Annotated in this window: 18 protein-coding genes; 15 read left to right on the forward strand and 3 right to left on the reverse strand. The window is 36.9% G+C overall.

What is annotated here, in order from left to right; translation table 11 throughout:
- The first annotated feature begins 7 nt into the window (after window positions 1-7).
- The 10 genes from truB to J3U69_RS02520 all read left to right on the forward strand — a co-directional run bounded on the left by truB (window position 8) and on the right by J3U69_RS02520 (window position 12,586).
- Window positions 8-901, forward strand: a complete 894-nt coding sequence (truB, locus tag J3U69_RS02475) for a tRNA pseudouridine(55) synthase TruB (protein WP_267412922.1) — start codon at window positions 8-10, stop codon at window positions 899-901.
- A 21-nt stretch (window positions 902-922) separates the two neighbouring features.
- Window positions 923-1,855 (forward strand): riboflavin biosynthesis protein RibF, encoded by a 933-nt coding sequence (gene ribF / locus J3U69_RS02480; protein ID WP_267412923.1) that lies wholly within the window; start codon window positions 923-925, stop codon window positions 1,853-1,855.
- A 139-nt stretch (window positions 1,856-1,994) separates the two neighbouring features.
- Window positions 1,995-3,044, forward strand: a complete 1,050-nt coding sequence (hrcA, locus tag J3U69_RS02485; protein ID WP_103751745.1) for a heat-inducible transcriptional repressor HrcA — start codon at window positions 1,995-1,997, stop codon at window positions 3,042-3,044.
- Between the two features lie 12 nt (window positions 3,045-3,056).
- Entirely contained in the window at window positions 3,057-3,650 is a 594-nt protein-coding gene (grpE, locus tag J3U69_RS02490; RefSeq protein WP_267412924.1) for a nucleotide exchange factor GrpE, read from the forward strand.
- Between the two features lie 18 nt (window positions 3,651-3,668).
- Window positions 3,669-5,531, forward strand: a complete 1,863-nt coding sequence (gene dnaK / locus J3U69_RS02495; RefSeq protein WP_103751743.1) for a molecular chaperone DnaK — start codon at window positions 3,669-3,671, stop codon at window positions 5,529-5,531.
- A gap of 78 nt (window positions 5,532-5,609) precedes the next feature.
- A complete protein-coding gene (gene dnaJ / locus J3U69_RS02500) occupies window positions 5,610-6,752 on the forward strand; it encodes a molecular chaperone DnaJ (RefSeq protein ID WP_220232047.1) in 1,143 nt (380 codons plus the stop codon).
- Window positions 6,753-6,882: 130 nt separating this feature from the next.
- Window positions 6,883-8,715, forward strand: coding sequence for a translation elongation factor 4 (lepA, locus tag J3U69_RS02505; RefSeq protein WP_220219760.1), 1,833 nt, complete (start codon window positions 6,883-6,885; stop codon window positions 8,713-8,715).
- Between the two features lie 68 nt (window positions 8,716-8,783).
- The gene (recJ, locus tag J3U69_RS02510; RefSeq protein ID WP_267413024.1) at window positions 8,784-11,060 is read left to right on the forward strand and encodes a single-stranded-DNA-specific exonuclease RecJ; all 2,277 of its coding nucleotides are present in this window, start codon (window positions 8,784-8,786) and stop codon (window positions 11,058-11,060) included.
- Window positions 11,061-11,161: 101 nt separating this feature from the next.
- Window positions 11,162-11,689, forward strand: coding sequence for an adenine phosphoribosyltransferase (locus J3U69_RS02515; protein ID WP_103751740.1), 528 nt, complete (start codon window positions 11,162-11,164; stop codon window positions 11,687-11,689).
- A 381-nt stretch (window positions 11,690-12,070) separates the two neighbouring features.
- Complete coding sequence (locus tag J3U69_RS02520; protein ID WP_220219758.1) at window positions 12,071-12,586, forward strand: GNAT family N-acetyltransferase; 516 nt, start codon at window positions 12,071-12,073, stop codon at window positions 12,584-12,586.
- Between the two features lie 284 nt (window positions 12,587-12,870).
- Here the strand turns inward: J3U69_RS02520 and J3U69_RS02525 are convergent, their stop codons facing one another.
- Complete coding sequence (locus tag J3U69_RS02525) at window positions 12,871-13,848, reverse strand: helix-turn-helix domain-containing protein (protein WP_267412925.1); 978 nt, start codon at window positions 13,846-13,848, stop codon at window positions 12,871-12,873.
- A gap of 327 nt (window positions 13,849-14,175) precedes the next feature.
- On the opposite strand from J3U69_RS02525, the gene J3U69_RS02530 reads away from it, so the two are divergent.
- The 4 genes from J3U69_RS02530 (at window position 14,176) to J3U69_RS02545 (ending at window position 18,085) form a co-directional block, all read left to right on the forward strand.
- A complete protein-coding gene (locus tag J3U69_RS02530; protein ID WP_267412926.1) occupies window positions 14,176-14,943 on the forward strand; it encodes a sulfite exporter TauE/SafE family protein in 768 nt (255 codons plus the stop codon).
- A 200-nt stretch (window positions 14,944-15,143) separates the two neighbouring features.
- Window positions 15,144-16,403 carry an MFS transporter gene (locus tag J3U69_RS02535; protein WP_267412928.1) on the forward strand — a complete coding sequence of 420 codons (1,260 nt, stop codon included), beginning with the start codon at window positions 15,144-15,146 and terminating at the stop codon, window positions 16,401-16,403.
- 240 nt (window positions 16,404-16,643) lie between these two features.
- Window positions 16,644-17,291, forward strand: a complete 648-nt coding sequence (locus J3U69_RS02540) for a metal ABC transporter ATP-binding protein (protein WP_267412930.1) — start codon at window positions 16,644-16,646, stop codon at window positions 17,289-17,291.
- On the forward strand, window positions 17,291-18,085 hold the full coding sequence (locus tag J3U69_RS02545; RefSeq protein WP_267412931.1) for a metal ABC transporter permease: 795 nt from the start codon (window positions 17,291-17,293) through the stop codon (window positions 18,083-18,085). The genes J3U69_RS02540 and J3U69_RS02545 overlap by 1 nt, the downstream gene beginning before the upstream one ends.
- Before the next feature lie 101 nt (window positions 18,086-18,186).
- Here the strand turns inward: J3U69_RS02545 and J3U69_RS02550 are convergent, their stop codons facing one another.
- A complete protein-coding gene (locus tag J3U69_RS02550) occupies window positions 18,187-20,460 on the reverse strand; it encodes an HAD-IC family P-type ATPase (protein WP_267412933.1) in 2,274 nt (757 codons plus the stop codon).
- 323 nt (window positions 20,461-20,783) lie between these two features.
- Here J3U69_RS02550 and J3U69_RS02555 point away from each other — a divergent pair, with 323 nt between their 5' ends.
- On the forward strand, window positions 20,784-21,119 hold the full coding sequence (locus J3U69_RS02555; RefSeq protein ID WP_258566264.1) for a YxeA family protein: 336 nt from the start codon (window positions 20,784-20,786) through the stop codon (window positions 21,117-21,119).
- A gap of 90 nt (window positions 21,120-21,209) precedes the next feature.
- Here J3U69_RS02555 and J3U69_RS02560 read toward each other — a convergent pair whose 3' ends face one another.
- The gene (locus J3U69_RS02560) at window positions 21,210-21,752 is read right to left on the reverse strand and encodes a hypothetical protein (protein ID WP_267412935.1); all 543 of its coding nucleotides are present in this window, start codon (window positions 21,750-21,752) and stop codon (window positions 21,210-21,212) included.
- Window positions 21,753-21,821: the final 69 nt, after the last annotated feature.

Raw genomic sequence — 21,821 nt, forward strand, 5'->3', positions numbered from 1 at the left:
AGGTAAAATGATAAATGGAATTTTAGTGGTAGATAAAGACAAAGGCATGACCAGTGCTGACGTCGTCTACCATTTACGCAAAGCCCTTCATATTAGGAAAATCGGTCATGCTGGTACTTTGGATCCCGATGTAACTGGTGTTTTGCCAATAGCGATTGGTCAGGCTACCAAGTTAATTGAACTAATGCATACGCAAAATAAGAAATATGTGGGGACAGCTATTTTAGGCTATGCTACTGATAGCTATGATATAAGTGGTAAGGTTCTCAAAAGTCAGAAGTTGACTGATCCGATTGCAAAAGAAGAAATTGAACAGCAAATGCAAAAATTCGTTGGCCAAATTGAACAGGTACCACCAATTTATTCAGCTGTCCGGGTTAATGGTAAGCATTTATATGAATACGCTCGTGAGGGTATCGAAGTAGAACGGCCAAAAAGGCAAGTGCAAATTTTTGCCTATGATACTATGTCTGAACCGGTATTTGATTCAAAAACCAGTTTTCAAGAATTTGATTTTCAAATTGAATGTAGTAAAGGTACATATGTAAGATCCCTTGTTAATGACTTAGGCACCCGGCTCGGGGTTCCAGCCGTGATGAAAACATTACGCCGGACTGCAAGTTCTGGTTTTACCATTGATCAAGCGGTTAAACTTGATCAAATTATTGCTCATCCTGATGAAGTGACCAACTTTATTCAACCAATTGATGCCTTTTTTAAGGACTATGAAACTTGCGATTTAACTAGTGGTCAATGGCTAAAAGTAAAAAATGGCAATTCAATTCCTTTGAAAACGAATGCAAAAAAGGTTGCATTAAGGTACAATAATAGCGTTAAAGCAATCTATCAAAAGGATGATGCTGTTTATCGCCCTGATTTGATGCTGTTACAAAACGAATAGGTGAAATGAAGGTTATTTATCGTGCACATTATCCATTTAACTTACCCCATCGGCGAAAAGCTATTTCCAACTAATATTATCTTAGCGCTTGGTTTTTTTGATGGCGTCCATCTCGGACACCAACAGTTAATTAAAATTGCCAAAAAAAAGGCAGACGACAAGCACTTGCCCTTGGTTGTAATGACCTTTGACCGTCATCCTAAAGAGGTTTACCAAAATTCACAAGTTACCTATATAGATAATTTAGGTGAAAAAGCCTATAAAATGCAAAAACTTGGTGTCGACTATTTATTGGTCATGCATTTTAATGAGCAATTTTGCCAGTTAACTGCACAAGAATTTGTTGATAACATTGTCGTCAAACTGGGTGCTGACACGGTAGTGGCTGGCTTTGATTATACTTATGGTCCCAAAGATATTGCTAATATGAAAAATTTCCCTAAATTTGCTAGAGGCAGATTTGAAATAATTGATGTTCCGAAACAATCTTATGATGGTCAAAAGATTGGCTCGACGGAAATTAAAAAGGCAATTACTGCTGGTCAGATGGACTTAGCAAAAAAACTTTTGGGTGCGCCATATGTTATGTCTGGGACAGTAGGTCATGGTCTGCGTAATGGACATAAATTGGGCTTTCCTACAGCTAATCTAGTATGGGATACTAACAAAGTGGTGCCAAAGGTTGGCGTGTATGCAACCCGAACTAAAATTAAGGGTCAATGGTATGACTCAATGACTAGTGTTGGCTATAATGTAACTATTAATGATAATAAGAAGATTTTTATTGAATCTAATTTATTTGGGTTTAATGAAGAAGCTTATGACGAGGACATGGTTATAAAATGGTACAAGTATACACGTGGTGAGATTAAGTTTGCTAACTTGAACGAGCTAAAAATGCAGATGAAACAAGATGAAGCTGAAATAAAGGCTTATTTTGCCCAGAGAAACTAATAAATTCTTCCGGTTAATTAGAAAACTGCATTTTGTCATAAAAAAGTTTAGCACTCGACTTGACATTCTGCTAAAAACTAGTATCATAATAATTGTTAGCACCTGATAAGTATGAGTGCTAAAAGTGAGGGCGATTTTTATGTTGACCGAACGTCAAGAATTAATTTTAAAGACAATTATTAATGATTTTACGCAAACGCATGAACCGGTTGGATCTAAAACGGTCATGAATCAGTTGCCAATTAAAGTTTCTAGTGCAACTATTCGTAATGAAATGGCTGCTTTGGAAGACAAGGGATTACTTGAGAAAACACACCTTTCAAGTGGACGCGTACCGTCTACAGAAGGGTATCGGTATTACTTAGATAATTTACTTGAACCTCTTCAAATCCCGTCGTCTGTTTACCAGAAAATTGTTAGTCAATTAGATCAGCCTTTTCACCAAGTCAACGAGATTGTACAGGAAGCTGCCAAAATTCTTTCTGACTTGACTAATTACACTGCTTTTGCAGAGGGACCCGAAAATAGTGATTTAACTATCACTGGCTTTCGAATCGTACCGTTATTTAATCGCCAAATTATGGCAATCTTGGTAACTAGTGATGGTAACGTCCATAGCCAAGTTTACAGCTTACCTTATAATGTTCACGGTGATGAAGTAGAAAAAGCTGTGCGGATGATTAACGATGAACTCGTAGGAAAAGCTTTAAGTGAGATAACTCCTACCTTGCTTAATCAGACCTTGGGTAAAAAGCTAACGAGTAATCATGTAAGTGAACTAATTGATTTAGTTGAAGATGTTATTAACGATGCTGCTAGTGAGCAGATGTACGTTGATGGTCAAATCAACTTATTGAATAATAGTTCGTTTGATGATGTTTCTAGCTTGCGTTCACTATATGAATTGATTGATCACAATGATTTGATTTCTAATTTTGTTGATGACAAGACTAATTCAGATGGTGGTAAATATCCGGTACGTGTAAGTTTGGGTTCTGAATTGTCAAATGATTTGTTAAGAGATTATAGTCTGCTTACGGCAGAGTATAGCGTTGGCTCCCATGGCAAGGGCATAATTGCTTTACTTGGCCCGAATAATATGCCATATTCACAAGTTATTGGCCTTTTGGAATACTTTAGAAATGAATTGGCTAAGAAACTACTTGAATATTATGGTAGGTTTAAATAAAGGAGGTTAGCCGTGAGTAAGGAAAAATATGTTAGCGAAAAAGATTTGGCCAAAGATAAAAGTCAAACAGAAAAAGCTACAAAAGATGAAAAAAGCAAAGTAAATACTAAGGCTGACGAACACGAAGATCAAAAATCCGCAGAAAAAAAGCTTGCGGAAAATTTAGCCAAAGCTCAAGAAGAAAAGAAAGACTTGGAGGACAAATTCCTTCGTAGTCAAGCGGAAATGCAAAATATGCAAAATCGCTACAATAATGAGCGTGCACAATTAATCAAGTATGAATCACAATCTTTAGCAAAGGATGTTCTACCAGCAATGGATAACCTTGAACGTGCCTTGAATACTAAAGTAGATGATGAAGCTTCTAAACAACTTAAAAAGGGTGTCCAAATGACTTTGGATTCTTTGATTAAGGCGATGAAGGATCATGGTATCAGTGAAATTGAAGCTGAGGGAGCTAAATTTGATCCTAACTTACATCAAGCAGTACAAACTGTAGAAGCTGAAAATGATGAACAAAAAGATCACGTTGTTCAAGTTTTACAAAAAGGATATTCATATAAAGATCGTACACTAAGACCAGCAATGGTTGTTGTTGCACAATAATTGAAAGGAAGATTATTAATGTCAAAAGTTATCGGTATTGACCTCGGAACCACTAACTCAGCAGTAGCAGTTTTAGAGGGTAAAGAACCAAAGATTATTACTAACCCAGAAGGTAACCGTACCACTCCATCCGTTGTCGCATTTAAAGATGGTGAAATTCAAGTAGGTGAAGTTGCTAAGAGACAAGCAATCACTAACCCTAACACAATTTCATCAATTAAGCGTCATATGGGTGAGACTGATTACAAAGTAAAAATTGGCGATAAGTCTTATACTCCACAAGAAATTTCTGCCATGATTTTACAATACATCAAGAAGTTTTCTGAAGATTATTTAGGTGAAAAAGTTACGGAAGCAGTTATCACCGTACCTGCATACTTCAACGATGCACAACGTCAAGCTACTAAGGACGCTGGTAAGATTGCCGGTTTAGAAGTTAAACGGATCATCAATGAGCCTACTGCATCATCACTTGCTTACGGTCTTGATAAAGATGCCGAAGACGAGAAAGTATTAGTTTACGACCTTGGTGGTGGTACATTTGATGTTTCTGTATTGCAACTAGGTGACGGCGTCTTCCAAGTTCTTTCGACTAACGGTGATACTCACCTTGGTGGGGATGACTTTGATAATAAGATTATTGACTGGCTTATCAAGAACTTTAAAGATGAAAATGGCGTTGACCTTTCTAAAGACAAGATGGCTTTACAACGGTTAAAGGATGCTGCTGAAAAAGCTAAGAAAGATTTATCAGGTGTATCATCAACTCATATTTCTCTTCCGTTCATTTCTGCTGGTGAGTCTGGTCCTCTTCACCTTGAAGCTGACTTAACTCGTGCTAAGTTTGATGAATTGACTGCTGATTTAGTTGATCGTACCAAGATCCCATTTGATAATGCGTTGAAGGATGCCGATTTAACTGTTGGCGATATTGATAAAGTTATTTTAAACGGTGGTTCAACTCGTATACCTGCTGTTCAAGAAGCAGTTAAAAAGTGGGCTGGTAAGGAACCTGACCATTCAATCAACCCGGATGAAGCTGTAGCTTTAGGTGCTGCTATTCAAGGTGGGGTTATCTCTGGTGACGTTAAAGATGTCGTATTACTTGATGTTACACCACTTTCATTAGGGATTGAAACAATGGGTGGCGTCTTCACTAAATTAATTGAGAAGAACACCACAATTCCAACTTCAAAGAGCCAAATTTTCTCAACTGCAGCTGATAATCAACCAGCAGTAGATGTCCATGTTTTACAAGGTGAACGGCCAATGGCAGCTGATGACAAGACTTTGGGTCGCTTTGAGTTAACTGACATTCCTGCTGCTCCTCGTGGTGTACCACAAATCCAAGTTACATTTGACATCGATAAGAATGGTATCGTTAATGTATCTGCTAAGGATATGGGTACTGGAAAAGAACAAAAGATTACTATTAAGAGTTCTTCCGGCTTATCTGATGAAGAAATTCAAAAGATGCAAAAAGAAGCTGAAGAACATGCTGAAGAGGATAAAAAGAAGAAGGAAGAAGTCGATCTTCGCAATGAGGTTGACCAATTAATCTTCTCAACTGAAAAGACCTTAGATGAAGTCAAAGACAAGGTATCAGATGACGATACTAAGAAGGTTAAAGATGCACTTGAGGCTTTAAAGAAGGCACAAAAAGATAATAACTTGGATGAAATGAAGACCAAGAAGGATGAATTATCAAAAGTTGCTCAAGATTTAGCCGTAAAATTATACCAAGCTAACGGTGGAGCTCAAGGTGCCCAAGGTCAAGCTGGTCCGCAGGCAGGCCCACAAAACCCAGGTTCACAAGATGGCGGCTCTGATAATGGCTCTGCTGGCGATGGTGAATTTCATAAGGTAGACCCAGATAAATAAAGGGTTTATAATTGAATAAATTAGAAAAGAACTGCCGCATAAGTAGTTCTTTTCTTTTGTAAAGTAAGGAGCTTTTAGATGGCACAAGAAGATTACTATGATGTGCTAGGCGTTGATCGGAATGCCAGTGATAAAGAAATTAACTCTGCTTACCGTAAACTAGCTAAAAAGTATCATCCAGATATCAATCATGAACCTGGTGCAGAAGAAAAATATAAAAAAATTAACGAAGCATATGAAGTTTTACATGACCAGCAAAAGCGGGCACAATATGACCAATTTGGTTCTGCTGGCGTAAATGGTCAGGGCGGCTTTGGCGGTGGAGCCGGCCAAGGATATGGCGACTTCGGTGGCTTTGGCGATTTCGGCGATATTTTTAATGATTTCTTTGGTGGTGCTGGGGCTTCGTCACGTCATGTTGATCCGAAAGCACCAACTCGTGGAGAAGATCTTGATTATACGTTAACAATTGACTTTATGGATGCGATTAATGGCAAGAAAACACAAGTTTCTTATACTCGCAGTGAAACTTGTCCAACTTGCAAGGGTAACGGTGCTGAAAAGGGTACTCAACCTGTTACCTGTGACAAATGTGGTGGTACGGGAATAATGACCGTTAGCCAAAAGTCAATGATTGGTGTAATTCGGCGGCAAACTACCTGTGATAAATGTCATGGTCGGGGTGTCATCATTGAGCATCCATGTAAGACTTGTCATGGTAATGGCGTTGTAGACGGTAAAAATACCATTGAGGTTAATATTCCAGCCGGAATTGATAATGGTCAACAACTCCGTTATGAAGGTCAAGGTGAAGCAGGTAAAAATGGTGGACCTTATGGTGATTTGTACATAAGCTACCGAATTAAGCCATCTAAAGAATTTGAGCGTAGTGGGAACACAATTTATACTACCGTACCAATCTCATTTGCTCAGGCTACTCTTGGTGATGAAATTACGGTTAAGACGGTCCATGGTGATAAGAAGTTAAAGATACCAGCAGGAACACAACCGAATAAGAAATTCACTATCCGTGGTGAAGGTGTTCCTTACCTTCGCGGTAATGGCAATGGTGATCAGGTTACTACTATTCAAGTCCAGATTCCAAAAACGATCAACGAAAAGCAAAAGCAAGCTTTAGTGGACTTTGTTAAAGCTGGTGGCGGCTCAATCACTCCCCAAGAAAAAGGCTTTTTTGAAAGACTAAAAGAGAAATTGCAATAATAACAAAAAGACATTAAGTTCTGAACTTAATGTCTTTTTTGTGGGTAAAAATAATGTTTTACCAAAAATTTTATCCCTAACGGTGAATTTGCTATAATAATAAAGATAGAAAAAAGGGTGCAAATAACATATGGATATTAAAAAACTACAAGATTATCAAAAACATATTCGTAACTTTTCAATTGTAGCGCATATTGACCATGGTAAATCCACAATTGCCGATCGGATTTTAGAATTGACGGATACTGTTTCAGAACGCCAATTAAAAAACCAAATGCTTGATGACATGCCACTTGAGCGTCAGCGGGGAATTACCATTAAAATGAACTCTGTTGAAATAAAATATCATGCTCAGGATGGAGAAGATTACATTTTTCATCTAATCGATACACCAGGACACGTGGACTTTTCGTATGAAGTTTCTCGTTCGCTTGCAGCTTGCGAAGGAGCCTTGTTGGTTGTTGATGCGTCCCAAGGTGTTCAGGCTCAAACTTTGGCTAACACCTATTTGGCTATTGACGATGACCTTGAAATTCTACCAGTCATTAATAAAATTGATTTACCTTCAGCCAATCCTGACCAAGCAAAAGAAGAAATTACTGAGATGCTTGGAATTGATGCAAGCAATGCAGCCGAAGTATCTGGAAAAACTGGCCAAGGTATTGCCAATTTACTTGAACAAATAGTTCAAGATATTCCGGCACCAGATGGTTCTCTGACTAATCCACTTAAAGCGCTTATTTTCGATTCAAAATATGATGATTATCGTGGTGTAGTATTATCTGTGCGGATTAAAGAGGGAACGGTCAAGCCTGGTGATCACATCAAAATTATGAACACAGGTAAAGAATACGAGGTTACTGAAGTCGGTGTTTCGAGTCCTCACCCTGTGAAGAAGGATATTTTAATTGCGGGAGATGTCGGTTATTTAACCGCTAATATTAAATCTGTCCGTGAGACTCGAGTAGGTGATACAATCACTTCTGCTGAAAAGCCAACGGCTGAACCATTACCTGGTTATCGCCAGATTCCACCAATGGTATATTCAGGAATGTACCCAGTTGATAATTCTAAATATGATGATTTAAAAGAAGCATTACAAAAGCTGCAGTTAAATGATGCTGCGTTGGAATTTGAACCTGAAACTTCTACGGCATTGGGATTCGGTTTCCGTTGTGGTTTCTTAGGTCTTTTACATATGGACGTTGTCCAGGAGCGACTTGAGCAAGAATTTAACCTTGATTTAATTATGACTGCTCCTTCGGTTGATTATCATGCAATTATGAATGATGGTTCGACTAAGGTAATTGATAATCCATCTGATCTTCCTTCAGCCGGTGAATATAAAGAAGTTCAAGAGCCTTATGTCAAAGCCGAGGTCATGGTTCCAAATGACTTTGTCGGTCCGGTCATGGAACTGTGTCAGCGTAAACGCGGCGACTTTGTAACCATGGATTATCTAGATAAATACCGCGTTAACGTGATTTATAATATGCCGCTTGCGGAAATTATCTATGACTTTTTTGATGATTTGAAGTCGTCAACTAAAGGATATGCTTCACTTGATTATGAAATAACTGGGTATCGCGCTACTGATTTAGTTAAAATTGATATTTTGCTGAATAAACAAGTGATTGATGCATTGAGCTTTATTGCACATCGCGATGAAGCACAAAATCGTGCTAGACAAATGACTTCTTTATTGAAGAAGTTAATTCCGCGGCAAAACTTTGAAGTTGATATTCAAGGAGCGATTGGTGCAAAAATCATTTCTCGAGCTACAGTCAAGCCATACCGGAAGGATGTTACCTGGAAAATCCATACTGGTGACCCAGACCGCCGGGCTAAATTACTTGAAAAGCAAAAACGTGGTAAAAAACGGATGAAAGCAGTTGGTCGTGTTGAAGTACCACAAGATGCTTTCATGGCAGTTCTCCGTATGAACGATGATGATTTGAAATAACTTTTGTCAGGCGGTTAATTAAACTGCCTGATTTTCTTCTGATTGGAAAAAGGCTAATTATTTAAATGATAGATTGGAAACAGCGCTCTAGTAAAGAGTTAGCTCCCGAATTAATTGAAAAATATCAACTTAGTGAGATTGAGGCAAAATTACTTGCTCAGCGTAATCTTAATACTGATGAGCAGTTGGACTTTTGGTTTAATGCGACTGAAGAGGACTTAGCAGAGCCAACTTTAATGCATGACATGACTAAGTCTGTCGAAAGAATTAATCTGGCGATTGATAATGGTGAAAAAATAACTATTTATGGCGACTACGATGCAGATGGAATAACTGCAACTAGTATTATGATGGAAACTTTGACAATTCTGGGGGCAGATGTTCATTTTTATATTCCCGACCGTTTTCGGGATGGTTATGGCCCAAATATGGCAGCCTACCAGAAGATTGTTGCTGATGGTACCAAACTGATTATTACGGTTGACAATGGTATAACTGGTGTAAATGAAGTGGCTTATGCCAAAGAACACGGGGTTGATACAATTATTACCGATCACCATAAAATTCAGGAAGAAGTGCCGGATAGCTATGCCATCGTTCACTGTAATTATCCTGGACAGTCTTATCCTTTTGATGATTATTGCGGTGCAGGTGTTGCATACACTATTTGCCGTGAGTTAATGCAGGATTCAATGACTGAACTGCTAGATTTGGCGATGATTGGAACAATTGGTGATATGGTTAAGGTTTCCGGTGAAGGCCATATCATTGTTAAGCAGGGATTAAGGGTAATTAATCAGACCGAAAGACTCGGTTTGCGCTGTTTAATCAAAAATGCTGGACTTAGTTTTGGCCAAATTAATGAAACCGATATTGGCTTTAATATTGCACCACGTTTAAATGCCGTTGGACGGCTTGACAATGCCGAGTTAGCAGTTGATTTACTTTTGAGTGAAAGTGAAGAAGAAGCCCAAGAAATTGCCGATCGAGTTGAGAAATTAAATGATCAACGAAAGGAATTAACTGAACAAGTATTTAAGAGCTGTTTAGAGCAAATTAAAACTAACAGTTGGCAAACTAAAAAAACACTAGTTATTTATGATCCCAACTTTCATGAGGGTGTTCTTGGGTTAGTTGCCAACAAAATTGTGGAGCATGTTCGCAAGCCAACAATTGTCTTAACAAAGAATGATGCTGGCATTGTCAAAGGCTCGGGTAGATCGATTGCGGGTTTTAATCTCTTTGAAGCACTTGACCCCATGAAAAAAGAACTATTTCTAAAATTTGGTGGACATGATTTTGCTTGCGGTCTTTCGATGGAAGAAAGTAAAGTCGATGATTTACGACAGTCTTTTGAAAAAAGCTATCAAACACCGGCAAGCTCAATGACTGAATATTATGATTTTGAATTGCCATTTAGCGGGCTAAGTACAAAGACGATGGCTGAAATCAAAAGGGTTGGACCATTCGGGACAGATAATGAAGAACCAATATTTAGTATTAGCCACCCAGAAATATGCAGTTGTTTCTTCATGGGCAAAGACAAGAATCATATTAAACTAACAGTTGCAAAAGATAACACTAAGCTTGAAGTCGTTGGTTTTAATAAGAAGTACCTTACGAGAACCCTCTTGCCATATATCGATCAGCTCTTCATTCAATTAGGAGAAAATTGCTACCGCAAACAAGTTAAGCTGCAAGGAATAATGAAAGGAATAGTTTTTGCAGCTCCGCAATTAAGTGTGGCTCAAGATGTAGTCGACCTTCGGCAAGAAAAGTATGTTATGGGATTTGCGGATAAATATTTATTGTTTGATGAAAAAAATAAAGCAGTAGCAGCCAATCGTTATGATCTGGATCCGTCTAAGATTACTTTGGTCAATGAATATGATGATGAGGGTGAAGTAGCTGTATTTTTAGATGTGCCCCATAATCAAAATGAATTTGATTTGGCACTGAATAATCATTTTGGCCAGCTATATTTGCGTTTCTTACTAGATCAATTGCCAGTTGAAAATATTCCGGCTAAAAGTGCATTTGAACAAGTACTGAAGTATGTGTACCAACACCCGGGCTTGGCTGCAGAGGACTACCGGCAAGTAGCCCCATATCTAGGCTTGGATTATAACAGTATTTTATTTATTCTCCGCGTTTTCTTTGAACTAAAGTTTATCAAAATGGATCAAGATAAAATTTACGGCATCAAGAATCCACTCAAGCAGCCGCTTACGGCTTCAAAATATTTTAGTGCAACTCGTTCACAAATTAATTTTGTACAACAGCTTAGAAAAATGGCGAGTTCCAAGCTCTTAATGTACGTGAATGAGCAATTAAAACTACATTAACTTTTAGGGCTTTTAATGCTTTTAATTAGAAAGTCTGCTAGAATAGGAAGGTCAAAAGAAGCTTTAGAAAAGCAAATGAAGTTTTGGAGGTTTTTCTTCTTATGGCAAACATTTTTGAAAAACACATTGCAAGTGTTAAGGACTTTCCTAATGAAGGGATAGTATTTAGGGATATAACTCCTATCTTGCAAGATGGAAAGTTGTTTCAAGAAGCCACACATGAATTAGCAAATTATGCTAAGAAAAGAAGGGCGGACGTAATTGTTGGTCCTGAAGCTCGCGGTTTTATTGTTGGTTGTCCGGTGGCAACTGAATTAGGAATTGGTTTTATTCCCGCTAGAAAGCCTCATAAGCTTCCTCGAGAAGTTGAACGTGCTTCTTATGATTTAGAATATGGCTCAAATAGTCTCGAAATGCATAAGGATGCAATTAAACCAGGTCAACGTGTAGTTATCTGTGATGACCTACTTGCAACTGCTGGGACGCTTCGTGCATGCAAGCAGTTGATTGAAAATCTAGGTGGTGAACTTGTGGGGGCTGCCTTTTACGTTGAATTACCAGATTTAAAGGGAAGAGAGAAACTGCCAGATTTAGATGTTTTCTCACTTGTCCAATATCACGGTGCTTAACCCCATTATTAAAACCAATGCTTTTAGCATTGGTTTTTATTTTAAGTTGCTTATCTTTTATATGCTAATATGAGAATAGAGCCATTTAATTGCTAGATTCAGTAATTAAATGGCTTTTTAGTTTTGAATGAGAAGGCAAATTCTTCCGCTAATAAAATCGGGTACTAGGCTTATAGGTTTTTAGTGTAAAATTCAAACATATTTTTAATTTTTGGCATCATTGATATGTTGATATAACAGGCATTGTGACATAAATAAAGTGGATAAATTAAAAACTTTTTAGCTTTGCAAAATTTCTCCTAAATAGGAGTCAAAATTTTTTACAACTGCAACTTCAATATATATAATGGTGCGGTATTTCAAAAAAGGAGAATAAGAATTTTGCAATTAAGAAAAGCAACAATGGCCGACTTCGACCAAATCATAACTATTTTGAAAGACGGTGCTAATCAGTTAGCAGAACATGGTGTAGATCAATGGCAGGGTGATTATCCTTCGCATGATCAGATTAAGGAAGATATCAAGAATGGCTGGGCATATTTAGCTGTCTCAGATGATCATGAGACAGTTGGTGCAATTGCCATTGTGGATGGGCCTGACCATGTATATGATAATTTAAATGGTAAGTGGCTTTGCGATACAGATAATTATGTTGTTATTCACCGTGTTGCAATTAAATCTGAGCATGCTGGTAAGGGTTATGCGACTCAACTATTGAATTCCGTGATTAACAAGATTAGGCAAAGCGATAAGGTTGATTCGATTCGAATCGATACGCACGAAGATAATAAGGCTATGCAACATTTGATTAATAAAATGGGCTTTACTCAAGTTGGTAAGCTGCATGGTGCATACCGTCCAGACGAAACTTCCTATGTTTATGAGCTGAAGAAATAACTGTTTTTAAAAGGAAAAGATCTCTCTTTTGATCTTTTATTGTTTACAGCATTTATTTAGTGTTATAAAAATTATTTTTTACTCAAACCTTGAGGCTAACTAACCTGAAAGGGGGTGGTGCTATAGTCACCCAGTAAAGACTTTTTGTTTTAAAAATTGACATTCTTGTCAATAGCTCACTATTTTTTATTTATACTTTTTCACAAAAACACCTTAAAAGATATATAACATTGATATTCTTTAAGTAAAACCTGACCCAGAAAATAATTCTGGATCAGGCTTTTTTATTTGAATTCGGCTCTTACATCATTTGGTAATTCGTGAAATTTCTTTTTAAATTTATTATAAAAGAATGTTTTATTACTGATTCCTACTTGCTCGGTTATTTCCGAAATAGGCATTTTAGTTGATATTAGCATATTATAAGCATCAAGCAATCGCTGGTCTGTTAATGCTTCGGAAAAAGACAGGCCAGTAGATTTTTTAAATAGGCTCCCTAAATATGCGCGGTTATAACTAGACTCTTCAGCCAGTTTATTTAAATTGCAATCTCTCGGATTTTTAGTAATTTCCTTAAGCATGTATAAAACTAAGTTGGGAATTTGCTTTTGAATGGTGTCATCAGAATACAGATTGGTATTTCTGGATAAAAGAATAAGGAAAGACCGTAAGTAACTGTCAATCAACATTTTCGAGAACTTTTGTGGATGAAAGTATTCCTCAATAATTGCATCAGCTATCACCTGAACTGGTCCTTTTGTATGATAACTTTGATATATCAAATACTTGTTTAAATGGTCATCCGCTGGTAAAAATTTATAAATAATACTATTATATTGCCCTAATTTCTGAATGCTTGATAAAGAAAACTCAATGTTATTTCTAAAAATAATATTGATCATAATATCATTTGCACTGAGAGCTTCAATTGAGTGGGTTGTTCCCACATCTAAAATTAAGATATTGCCTTGATTTAATTGAATGTCTCTTTTTCCGATATGCTCGATAGCATGTCCAGCCAACATGTAGTTCATTTCAAGAAATGTGTGCGTGTGCGTTGGATATGCCGCAAACCGATTATGCTTGGAAATATAAATATTTTGATTTTTAAAAAAGTCTTCAGTAAAGACAGGTATTTTATAGACTGACTTCTTTTTCAAAATTGATTTTGTATCAAAATCAGAATGAAATTGCTGGTCTTGCAGCTGCTTTTTTTCAATATCACTTAACTTGTAAAACTCTGCTAGAATTGTAGAATCCATGAATACGCCCCCACAATAAGCTACTAGCAATATCAAATTTTTGCTATTCTAATTATATTTTATGATTAAATTTAAGCTCGACGGAAAATCTATCATTTTTAACCTTTTGTATACCTATCAATATGTTACATCAAGTCACAAATTTTGTCATTGTGACCCCTTACATTAGAGTGTATAAATATCAATATCAGGGTTAGGTATGCTAGTTGGCCAAAAAAGTAGGTTGCTAGCTGTCAAAATTCTTACATGTCAGTTTATGGCCATACTGGCAAATCTTGAGTTTATTTAAAGTCATGTTGATAATTAGATATTGGATAGGTGATATTAGTGTTTTTAATTAGTGAAGCAGCGTTTTTAATTTTTGCAGGAATTCTAGCGGGCATTGTCTCGGCCGTGGCTAGCATGGCGTCTTTAGTATCTTATCCTGCTTTGTTAATTGCTGGCTGCTCACCAGTTGCTGCCAATATTACAAATACAGCGGCACTGATTTTTACCGGTCCAGGAGTATTGCTTGCTTCAGCTAAAAAGATGAAGGGACATTGGCTAGAATTTGGCAAATATTGTTTGTTTCTCTTGTCTGGTGCTGTTATTGGTGGCCTGCTATTAATCGCATTTCCCGGTAAAGTCTTTGAAAAAGTTGTTCCTTTTTTAGTTTTATTCTCTTCACTAGGTTTAATGCTTTCAGGTGGTAAAAAAGCTAAAAAGAATAAACATAGGAGAAAAAGCAGGAAGGGAATAGTTGCTGCATATGTGGGTTTGTTTTTAGGTGGGATCTATTCAGGCTATTTTGGTGCAGCAGCGGGCGTTTTACATTTAATATGTATTAATTACTTATCTGACGATGAATTTTTTACCATAAATGCTATGAAAGACATTGTTGGCGCTATAGCCAATTTAGTTGCTCTGCTTGTTTTTATTTTTGGGGCTAGCGTTAATTGGAAAATGGCAATCTTGCTGGCAATAGGGCTTTTTATTGGCGGCTATCTTGGACAATATAGTATTAAGTTTTTATCGCTAAGATTGGTTGCTTGGATTACCTTCGGTTTTTCAATTATTCTAGCTAGTTGGCTATTTTATAGCGCTTATATAGTCTAAAAATGGGTTATTGGTGGTAGGTGCGAATCTTGTTAAATACTATTACTCATCTTTTACCAAATTTACGACCTATCAATATGTTACTAAATCTCCACTTCTATGTTATTGTAAGCGATTACAATAACAAGTATAAATATAGATGTAAGATATGAGTTAAGGATCCTTCTCAATAGCATAATTAGAAATAAGAGGCGTAAATTATGACAAGTAAAAGTAATAGCTCGACTTGGGCAGTGTCTCTGACTAACTTCCTTGATTCAGGAAGTATTGTTGCCGGAGCTAGCGGGCTAACACTTTGGACAAAATATTTGAAATTGAACAGTCTACAAGTAGGCTGGCTTGGAGCACTTAGCGCCAATGCCTTTGGTGCAGCAATTGGAGCATTAATTGGCGGGCACCTATCAGATAAATATGGTAGAAAAATTGTTTATACATATGATATGCTCGTTTACATGCTGGGAACGACTATTATTGCGTGTTCGGTCAATTTTCCAATGTTATTGACTGGTTTTTTAATTAATGGGATAGCTGTAGGTGCTGGTGTTCCAGCATCCTGGACCTACATCTCAGAAACTTCTGCTGATAACAATCGAGCAAAAAATATTGGTATCTCCCAATTTGTCTGGTCACTGGGACCAGTAGTTATTTTTGTTTGTGGTACATTACTTTCACCATTAGGTGTTAATGGTAACCGCATTTTGTTCTTGCTTTTAACAGTCATTGCTTTTATTGCCTGGCTTCTTCAAAAAAGACTGGACGAATCAGAACAATGGCTGGAGCAAAAGAAGCATGAACAAGAAAGTGGTGAAAAACCCCATCCATACAAGGACCTATTTTCAAATAACGTGAGTGTAAAATCAATTCTATTTTTAATCGGGGTTTACCTGTTCTGGAATTTAGTTTCTGGAGCAATGGGCTTCTTTATGCCGTATGTTTATGAAACAGTCGGTAATTTAAGCAATATGCAGGCAAACATTTTACAAGCATTATTATGGGCATTTACTGCTTTATCCGGTTACTTTGGTTTTGTACTTAACGGTGATAAATGGAATCATCGGGTATTCTTCTTTACTGGTGCGGCAATGGCCTTAATTTCCTGGATTATTTTAACTTATATCGGTATGGGCTGGCCGGCACTGATAACCTTTGTTGTTCTCTGGGGTATTTCTGCGGGAATAGGTGCTCAAGCCTGGTACGCTTTGTGGGCTACGGAATTGTTTCCGACTAAATATCGTGCAGGTGCTCAAGGCTTTATGTTCTTTGCTGTTCGTGGCAGTGCTGGCATCTGGTCAATCATTTTTCCGGCTATTCTTACCGGGATGGGATTTAAAGCAGCGGGTAGCTTAATGATTGTATTCCTAATCATTTCTTTAGCGATTGGAACTATTTGGACACCTGCTACTCGCGGAAAATCTTTGGATGAAATTACGAAAGAACGCTACGGTAGTGACGAAAGATAAGAAAAATTTCCTAAGCTAATCAATCAAATAAGAAATTAAGCATGGAGAATCTCACTGATTAGCTTTTAATAAACTTGATCTTGCTAGTTAACAATTCAACGAATAATTTTATAAATACTAAATCGCAAAAAAATTGTTAAAAAGTCAAACTAGGTAAAGGTTACATCTAAAAACTCAGAGATAGGACTAGGCAGACAGTTTGCTTAGTCCTATTTTTATTAGAAATGGAGGCTCATTCAAATGGCGCTTAAAGTAAGTAACCTAACATTAAAGTTCAACCACAAAACTATTTTTAAAAATATCAGTTTCTCTCTTAAAGATGGTTCAACTACTGCTTTAATTGGACCAAATGGGACAGGGAAAACGACGCTAATCAAAATCTTAATGGGAATGCTTCCCCCGACAAGTGGTAAATTTCAGTTTTCGTCGAATGTCAAACTAGGCTATACGCCACAGTTTAGAAACATTGACAAAGAATACCCACTTTCAATTCGCTCTTTTATTGCGTTAAATACCCCTTTTTTTAAAACAGCCAGGGTTAAAAATGCGCTTAACTGGCAAATAGAGCAAATGCATTTACAAGATATTCAGTCAGTTCGAATGGGGGAGGCTTCAGGCGGTCAGAAACAACGAGCATATCTGGCACAAACATTACTAGACCAACCAAATATGATTATTCTAGATGAAGCTACGGCCAGCCTAGATCCGGTCGCCAAAAATGAACTAATGGACTTAATTAAGCACTTAAATGAAAAATATCAAATGACAATTTTATTCGTATCACATGATATTCCCTTAACTAAAAAGTATATGAATAATTATCTCTACCTCAATGACGGTAAGATTACTCAGGGAAAAATGAAGGATTTTAAGGAGACTTTTGAATAATGTTTCAATATGATTTTATGCGCTACGCCTTCTTAGCTAGTACCTTCATTGCAATTACTTGTGGCGTTGTTGGGGTCTATGTAATTGCACGCAGTTATGCTTTTCTCGCTCATACATTGTCAGAAATTGGCTTTGCTGGTGCGGCTTTCGCCATTTATTTGGGGATTGCGCCATTATGGGGGATGCTGTTATTTACAGTTTTGGGCTCGCTATGTGTTGGTGAGTTATCAGTGCACAGTGAACAAAAGGAATCTTCAATTAGTGCTGTTTCGGCGCTTTTTGTCGGGCTAGGTGTTCTATTTTTAGCTATTTCTGGTTCTAATAGCAGTTATGCTACAAATATCTTATTTGGAAATATTATTGGTGTTGATAGGCAAGGCGTAACAGAATTAGTTCTTCTATCGCTGGTTGTTTTACTACTGATCTTATTATTCCAAAAAAATCTAAATTTTGATTCATTTGATCACATTGGTGCACTTGCTCATAATGTTCATACGAGCTTGGTCAATCTCGTTTTCTTGTTTGCACTGGCTATCTCGGTGGCCATCGGTTCACAAATAGTCGGTTCTTTATTGGTTTTTATCTTGCTTACGTTACCACCTGCAACTGCCTGCTATTTAGGAAAAACAATCCCAGCAATGATTATCATTTCCGTTTGCGTCGCCTTAGTTGGTGTGTGGTTGGGGCTCATCTTGGGTTTTATTACTAATTGGCCTGTGACCTTTTTTATTGCAACAATTGAGGTTATGCTTTATCTTTTGACTTATTTAATACATCTTGCTAAAAGAATCTAAGTGTTTTTTTAAAATAAGAGATATTGATTCAATGATAATTAATTAAACCAAAAAACTGGATCCCTAGATGAAGGGATCCAGCTTTAGCAGTATTGTAAAAGCTATCTATTTTTCATAATCGGCTGGTAGAACAAGTCAATTACGATTGCGGCAAGTAGTGCCACGATAAAGACTAACAGTAAATTCATCCAACTAATTTTAGTCATTGCAATTCCGAATATTGCCAAGATGATCGTTAAGATAATATCTCCTAATTGAGTTAGTCCAACCGCTTTAGAAGGATAGTCTTGCCAGAAATAGCGTTTTGTTCTGGTAATCATAATAATAAACATTGCACTTAAAACAAGGTAGACATAGACCATCGTTGAAATTGTTCCGTGGCTCCAACCATGAGTATTAAGGTAAGCAATAGCGATAATACCAACTATCGTCCAGCCAGAAGCTAGCGAAAAGGCTATTTTAGCTAATTTGGCCATGTTCCAATTTTCAGGCTGATAAGTAATATGTGTTCTGTCGGTTCCAATCATCATCGTCACCATATTATTCATGATGGTGTAAATGACCATTGCGTTTAGTGCCATTGGGATATAGTCAAAGAAAAGGTAGCCAAAGGTTAATAGCATTGTTAATTGAGCGGTTCTGGCTAATTTAGTTAATGACCAGGTAGTCATTCTTTGATAAACCCGGTGGCCAGCATCTAAAATTTTGACAATTGAAGTGAGACCATCGTTAAGTAAAACCATCTTACCAGAACGTTTAGCAACATCGGCTGCGTTTGATACAGCGATACCAACTTCTGCTTGACGCAGAGCAGGGGAGTCATTGACACCATCACCAGTCATACCGACAATATAGCCTTTTTGTTGGAAAAATTTCACCATTTTTAACTTATCTTCTGGTAAAACATCCGCAATACCGGCTAATTTGCTAGTATCAGTTTGATCATTGAAGTCGTGGATTGAAATAACTTCTCCTTTAAGGTCGACCTCGCGAGCTACAGCTTCGGCTGTTTTTTGGTTATCACCAGTTAACATAATTGGTAAAACGCCGCGCTTTTTCAATTCTGCCAATGCTTGTTTGGAATCAGACCGTACTTGATCTTGAAGAATAAAAACGCCAGCTAATTTGTCATCAATTAAAAGGGCTACCGAACGACCGGCGCCAAAGTCAATTTCCTTAATCTTGTCATTGGCAGCTTTGTCGATTAGGGACAGCTGCTTAAAAGAACCAAGTTTAACGTTATGGCCATCAATTTCGGCCATTGAATAACCTGTGCCAGATGTAAAGGGAGTAAAATTGTCGCTTGTCCTAATAGTTAAACCTAATTTAGAGACATAATCATCGATTGCATTGTCAATAATTTTTTTATTTCTTTGATCTGTAGCTGCAGAAGCAAGCTCTAAAACGGTTTTATCGTCTAGATTACTAAAATTAGTCCAGTTAGAGACAGCCGTTTTGTTTTCGGTAATTGTTCCCGTTTTATCAAGTAACAATAAGTTCAAATTGGCTGCGTCTTGAATTCCCGTTAAATCAGAAGTTAATACGCCTTCTTTACTCAGCCGAGTTGCTTCAAACGAGTTTGAGAGGGCAAAAGTGGATGGCATTGCCACAGGAATTGATGCAATAAACATCATAGCCAAGAATGGCAACATGTTAATTAAGTTATTCAAATCGCCACCCTTGAAGAAGGAGGCAATGACAATAACTAGTGTTAAGATACCATCTAATATACAAAGATAATAAATAATTTTAGTAAGTAATTGTTGTAAGTGACCGGGGGCAGCAGAATTATTGATCAGGTTAATTGTTTTACCAGAACGGGAATTAGCACCGGTGGCAGTTACGATAGCTAAACCGTTGCCCTCAATCACTGTTGTACCGGCAAAGCCAGTGTCGTCTTGCCCTTTTCTAACAGTTTTAGCTTCACCAGTAATTGAACTCTCGTCAAATGAAACTTGGCCACTAATAATTTTAACGTCAGCTGCTAAAACATCACCAGCCTGAATGCTGATTAAATCACCAGTGACTAAATACTTTGAATCAATATTTTGCCATTTACCATCACGCTCAACTGAAACTTTAGGTGTCAGTTTATGTGAAATATTGTTTAAAACGCGGCGGGATTGCTTTTTCTTAGAAGCACCATTCCATGCTGCAAACAAAAGCATTAACAAAACAAATAATGATTGAATCCATTTACCTAGAATACATTCTAGAATTAAGGCAGCTTCCAAAATCCAGGCTGACAAGTTCCATAGCTTAGATAAAAATTCTTTGAAAAAGTTAAATTGTGGTTCAGGAACTTCATTTAACCCATTTTGTTTGAGGAGCTTATCTGCTTGGGCTTGAGTCAAGCCACTATTTTTTTCAGACATAATTTTCCTTCCTTACCTTTATTAATTCATAGTCTAAATTAGCATAATTACACAGTTATTTCTAGCTAATAAGCTGAGGTAACGTTTCCAATTATTCTAAATAAATTTTGACTTTTTAAAGTTATTTTAAGATAAGGCAATTTGTATTTTAAAAGTAACCGCATACTATTAATCTATATCTAAAGTTATCTTTGTACTGGCTTTTAAAACTGATGAAAAGTTTTTTCCTATTTATTATTTTTTAAACGGTTTAGTGAATAAATACCATTGAGAAGGCAATAGTTTAGACCAGTTTTAATAGTTAACGAATGAGGAGAATAAATATGACAAGTAAAAAATTGAAGATTATCATTGTCACAGCAATTGTCCTTTTGCTGTGTGTGCCGTTTGTTTTTCATAATTCAATTTCCGATAGGTTCAATCCTTTGATTACGGAAACAATCAGCTATGCGGAGGTTCCGCAAAATACGCAAAAATATTATTCTGTCCAATCTTTCAATCCAAAAAATGGGAAATTACTACCTTATAAAATTAAGTACGTTGGCGGATATTCACCTAACGAAAAATACATTGCTATTGATCATAAGGGCCAATACGTGCGCTCAATTGAGTATATTAGTAAAAAAGAATTTTTGGCGGCCAAGAAAAAAGCTGAATAACAATAAAAAAGTCCTGCTGTTAAACTAACGCCATCAAAAGCTGTCTGCTATGGAATTTAGCTTAATAAGCCGGACTCTTTTTTTGCTAGGTTAAAATAGTCTAATGTCGGTTGGTTCTTTTTTGATATTAGCAATATTAGCAAAATGGTGTTCCCACTGATTAGTTTTGTGTTTAATTGCATCTTGCTTTAATAGGAAATTGAGCAAGATTAATTTATCAGGAGCATCCAAAAAGAGGTAACTTTGCGGAATCGCAATTGACGGTAATATTTGTCTTATTTTTGACAATGCAACTTTCTTTATTGAAGTAGTTGCAAGAATAGGGAGGATACAGCCCGTATTTTGGGGAAGGAAGTAATCATAAATCTCATTAAAATCATCATGTTGGATTTTCTGACCAATCTTTGCTAAGACTTGAGCATCGTCACGAATCGCTGGGGCGCAAGTCAAAAATAACTGAATGCCTCCCTGGGGACCAGTTGTGTAAACAAAGGCCTGAAATTTTTCCTTAAAAAATCTTTTGCGGTACTCAATAATTTTAGTTCCTTGTAAGATCTGGTTGACGTATTCTGGATGAATCGACATTAGTAGTGTTGGTAACTGGGGATCATAAAAATCACTTATTTTTTTCATAGATATTAACCATTAAAACTTTTATTTTTATAAATTATAACACTTGCAAAAACAAAATTGGGTACACAA

The organism is Lactobacillus sp. B4026 (genome assembly GCF_026535825.1).
Taxonomy (GTDB): Bacteria; Bacillota; Bacilli; order Lactobacillales; family Lactobacillaceae; genus Lactobacillus; species Lactobacillus panisapium.

Excerpts from the sequence above, each read along its gene's own strand:
- J3U69_RS02540 (WP_267412930.1), top strand. The coding sequence starts at position 16,644 with ATGGCGCTTAAAGTAAGTAACCTAACATTAAAGTTCAACCACAAAACT.
- J3U69_RS02560 (WP_267412935.1), bottom strand. The coding sequence starts at position 21,752 with ATGAAAAAAATAAGTGATTTTTATGATCCCCAGTTACCAACACTACTA.
- J3U69_RS02515 (WP_103751740.1), top strand. The coding sequence starts at position 11,162 with ATGGCAAACATTTTTGAAAAACACATTGCAAGTGTTAAGGACTTTCCT.
- dnaJ (WP_220232047.1), top strand. The coding sequence starts at position 5,610 with ATGGCACAAGAAGATTACTATGATGTGCTAGGCGTTGATCGGAATGCC.
- dnaK (WP_103751743.1), top strand. The coding sequence starts at position 3,669 with ATGTCAAAAGTTATCGGTATTGACCTCGGAACCACTAACTCAGCAGTA.
- J3U69_RS02555 (WP_258566264.1), top strand. The coding sequence starts at position 20,784 with ATGACAAGTAAAAAATTGAAGATTATCATTGTCACAGCAATTGTCCTT.
- J3U69_RS02545 (WP_267412931.1), top strand. The coding sequence starts at position 17,291 with ATGTTTCAATATGATTTTATGCGCTACGCCTTCTTAGCTAGTACCTTC.
- lepA (WP_220219760.1), top strand. The coding sequence starts at position 6,883 with ATGGATATTAAAAAACTACAAGATTATCAAAAACATATTCGTAACTTT.
- J3U69_RS02525 (WP_267412925.1), bottom strand. The coding sequence starts at position 13,848 with ATGGATTCTACAATTCTAGCAGAGTTTTACAAGTTAAGTGATATTGAA.
- J3U69_RS02550 (WP_267412933.1), bottom strand. The coding sequence starts at position 20,460 with ATGTCTGAAAAAAATAGTGGCTTGACTCAAGCCCAAGCAGATAAGCTC.
- truB (WP_267412922.1), top strand. The coding sequence starts at position 8 with ATGATAAATGGAATTTTAGTGGTAGATAAAGACAAAGGCATGACCAGT.
- hrcA (WP_103751745.1), top strand. The coding sequence starts at position 1,995 with ATGTTGACCGAACGTCAAGAATTAATTTTAAAGACAATTATTAATGAT.
- J3U69_RS02535 (WP_267412928.1), top strand. The coding sequence starts at position 15,144 with ATGACAAGTAAAAGTAATAGCTCGACTTGGGCAGTGTCTCTGACTAAC.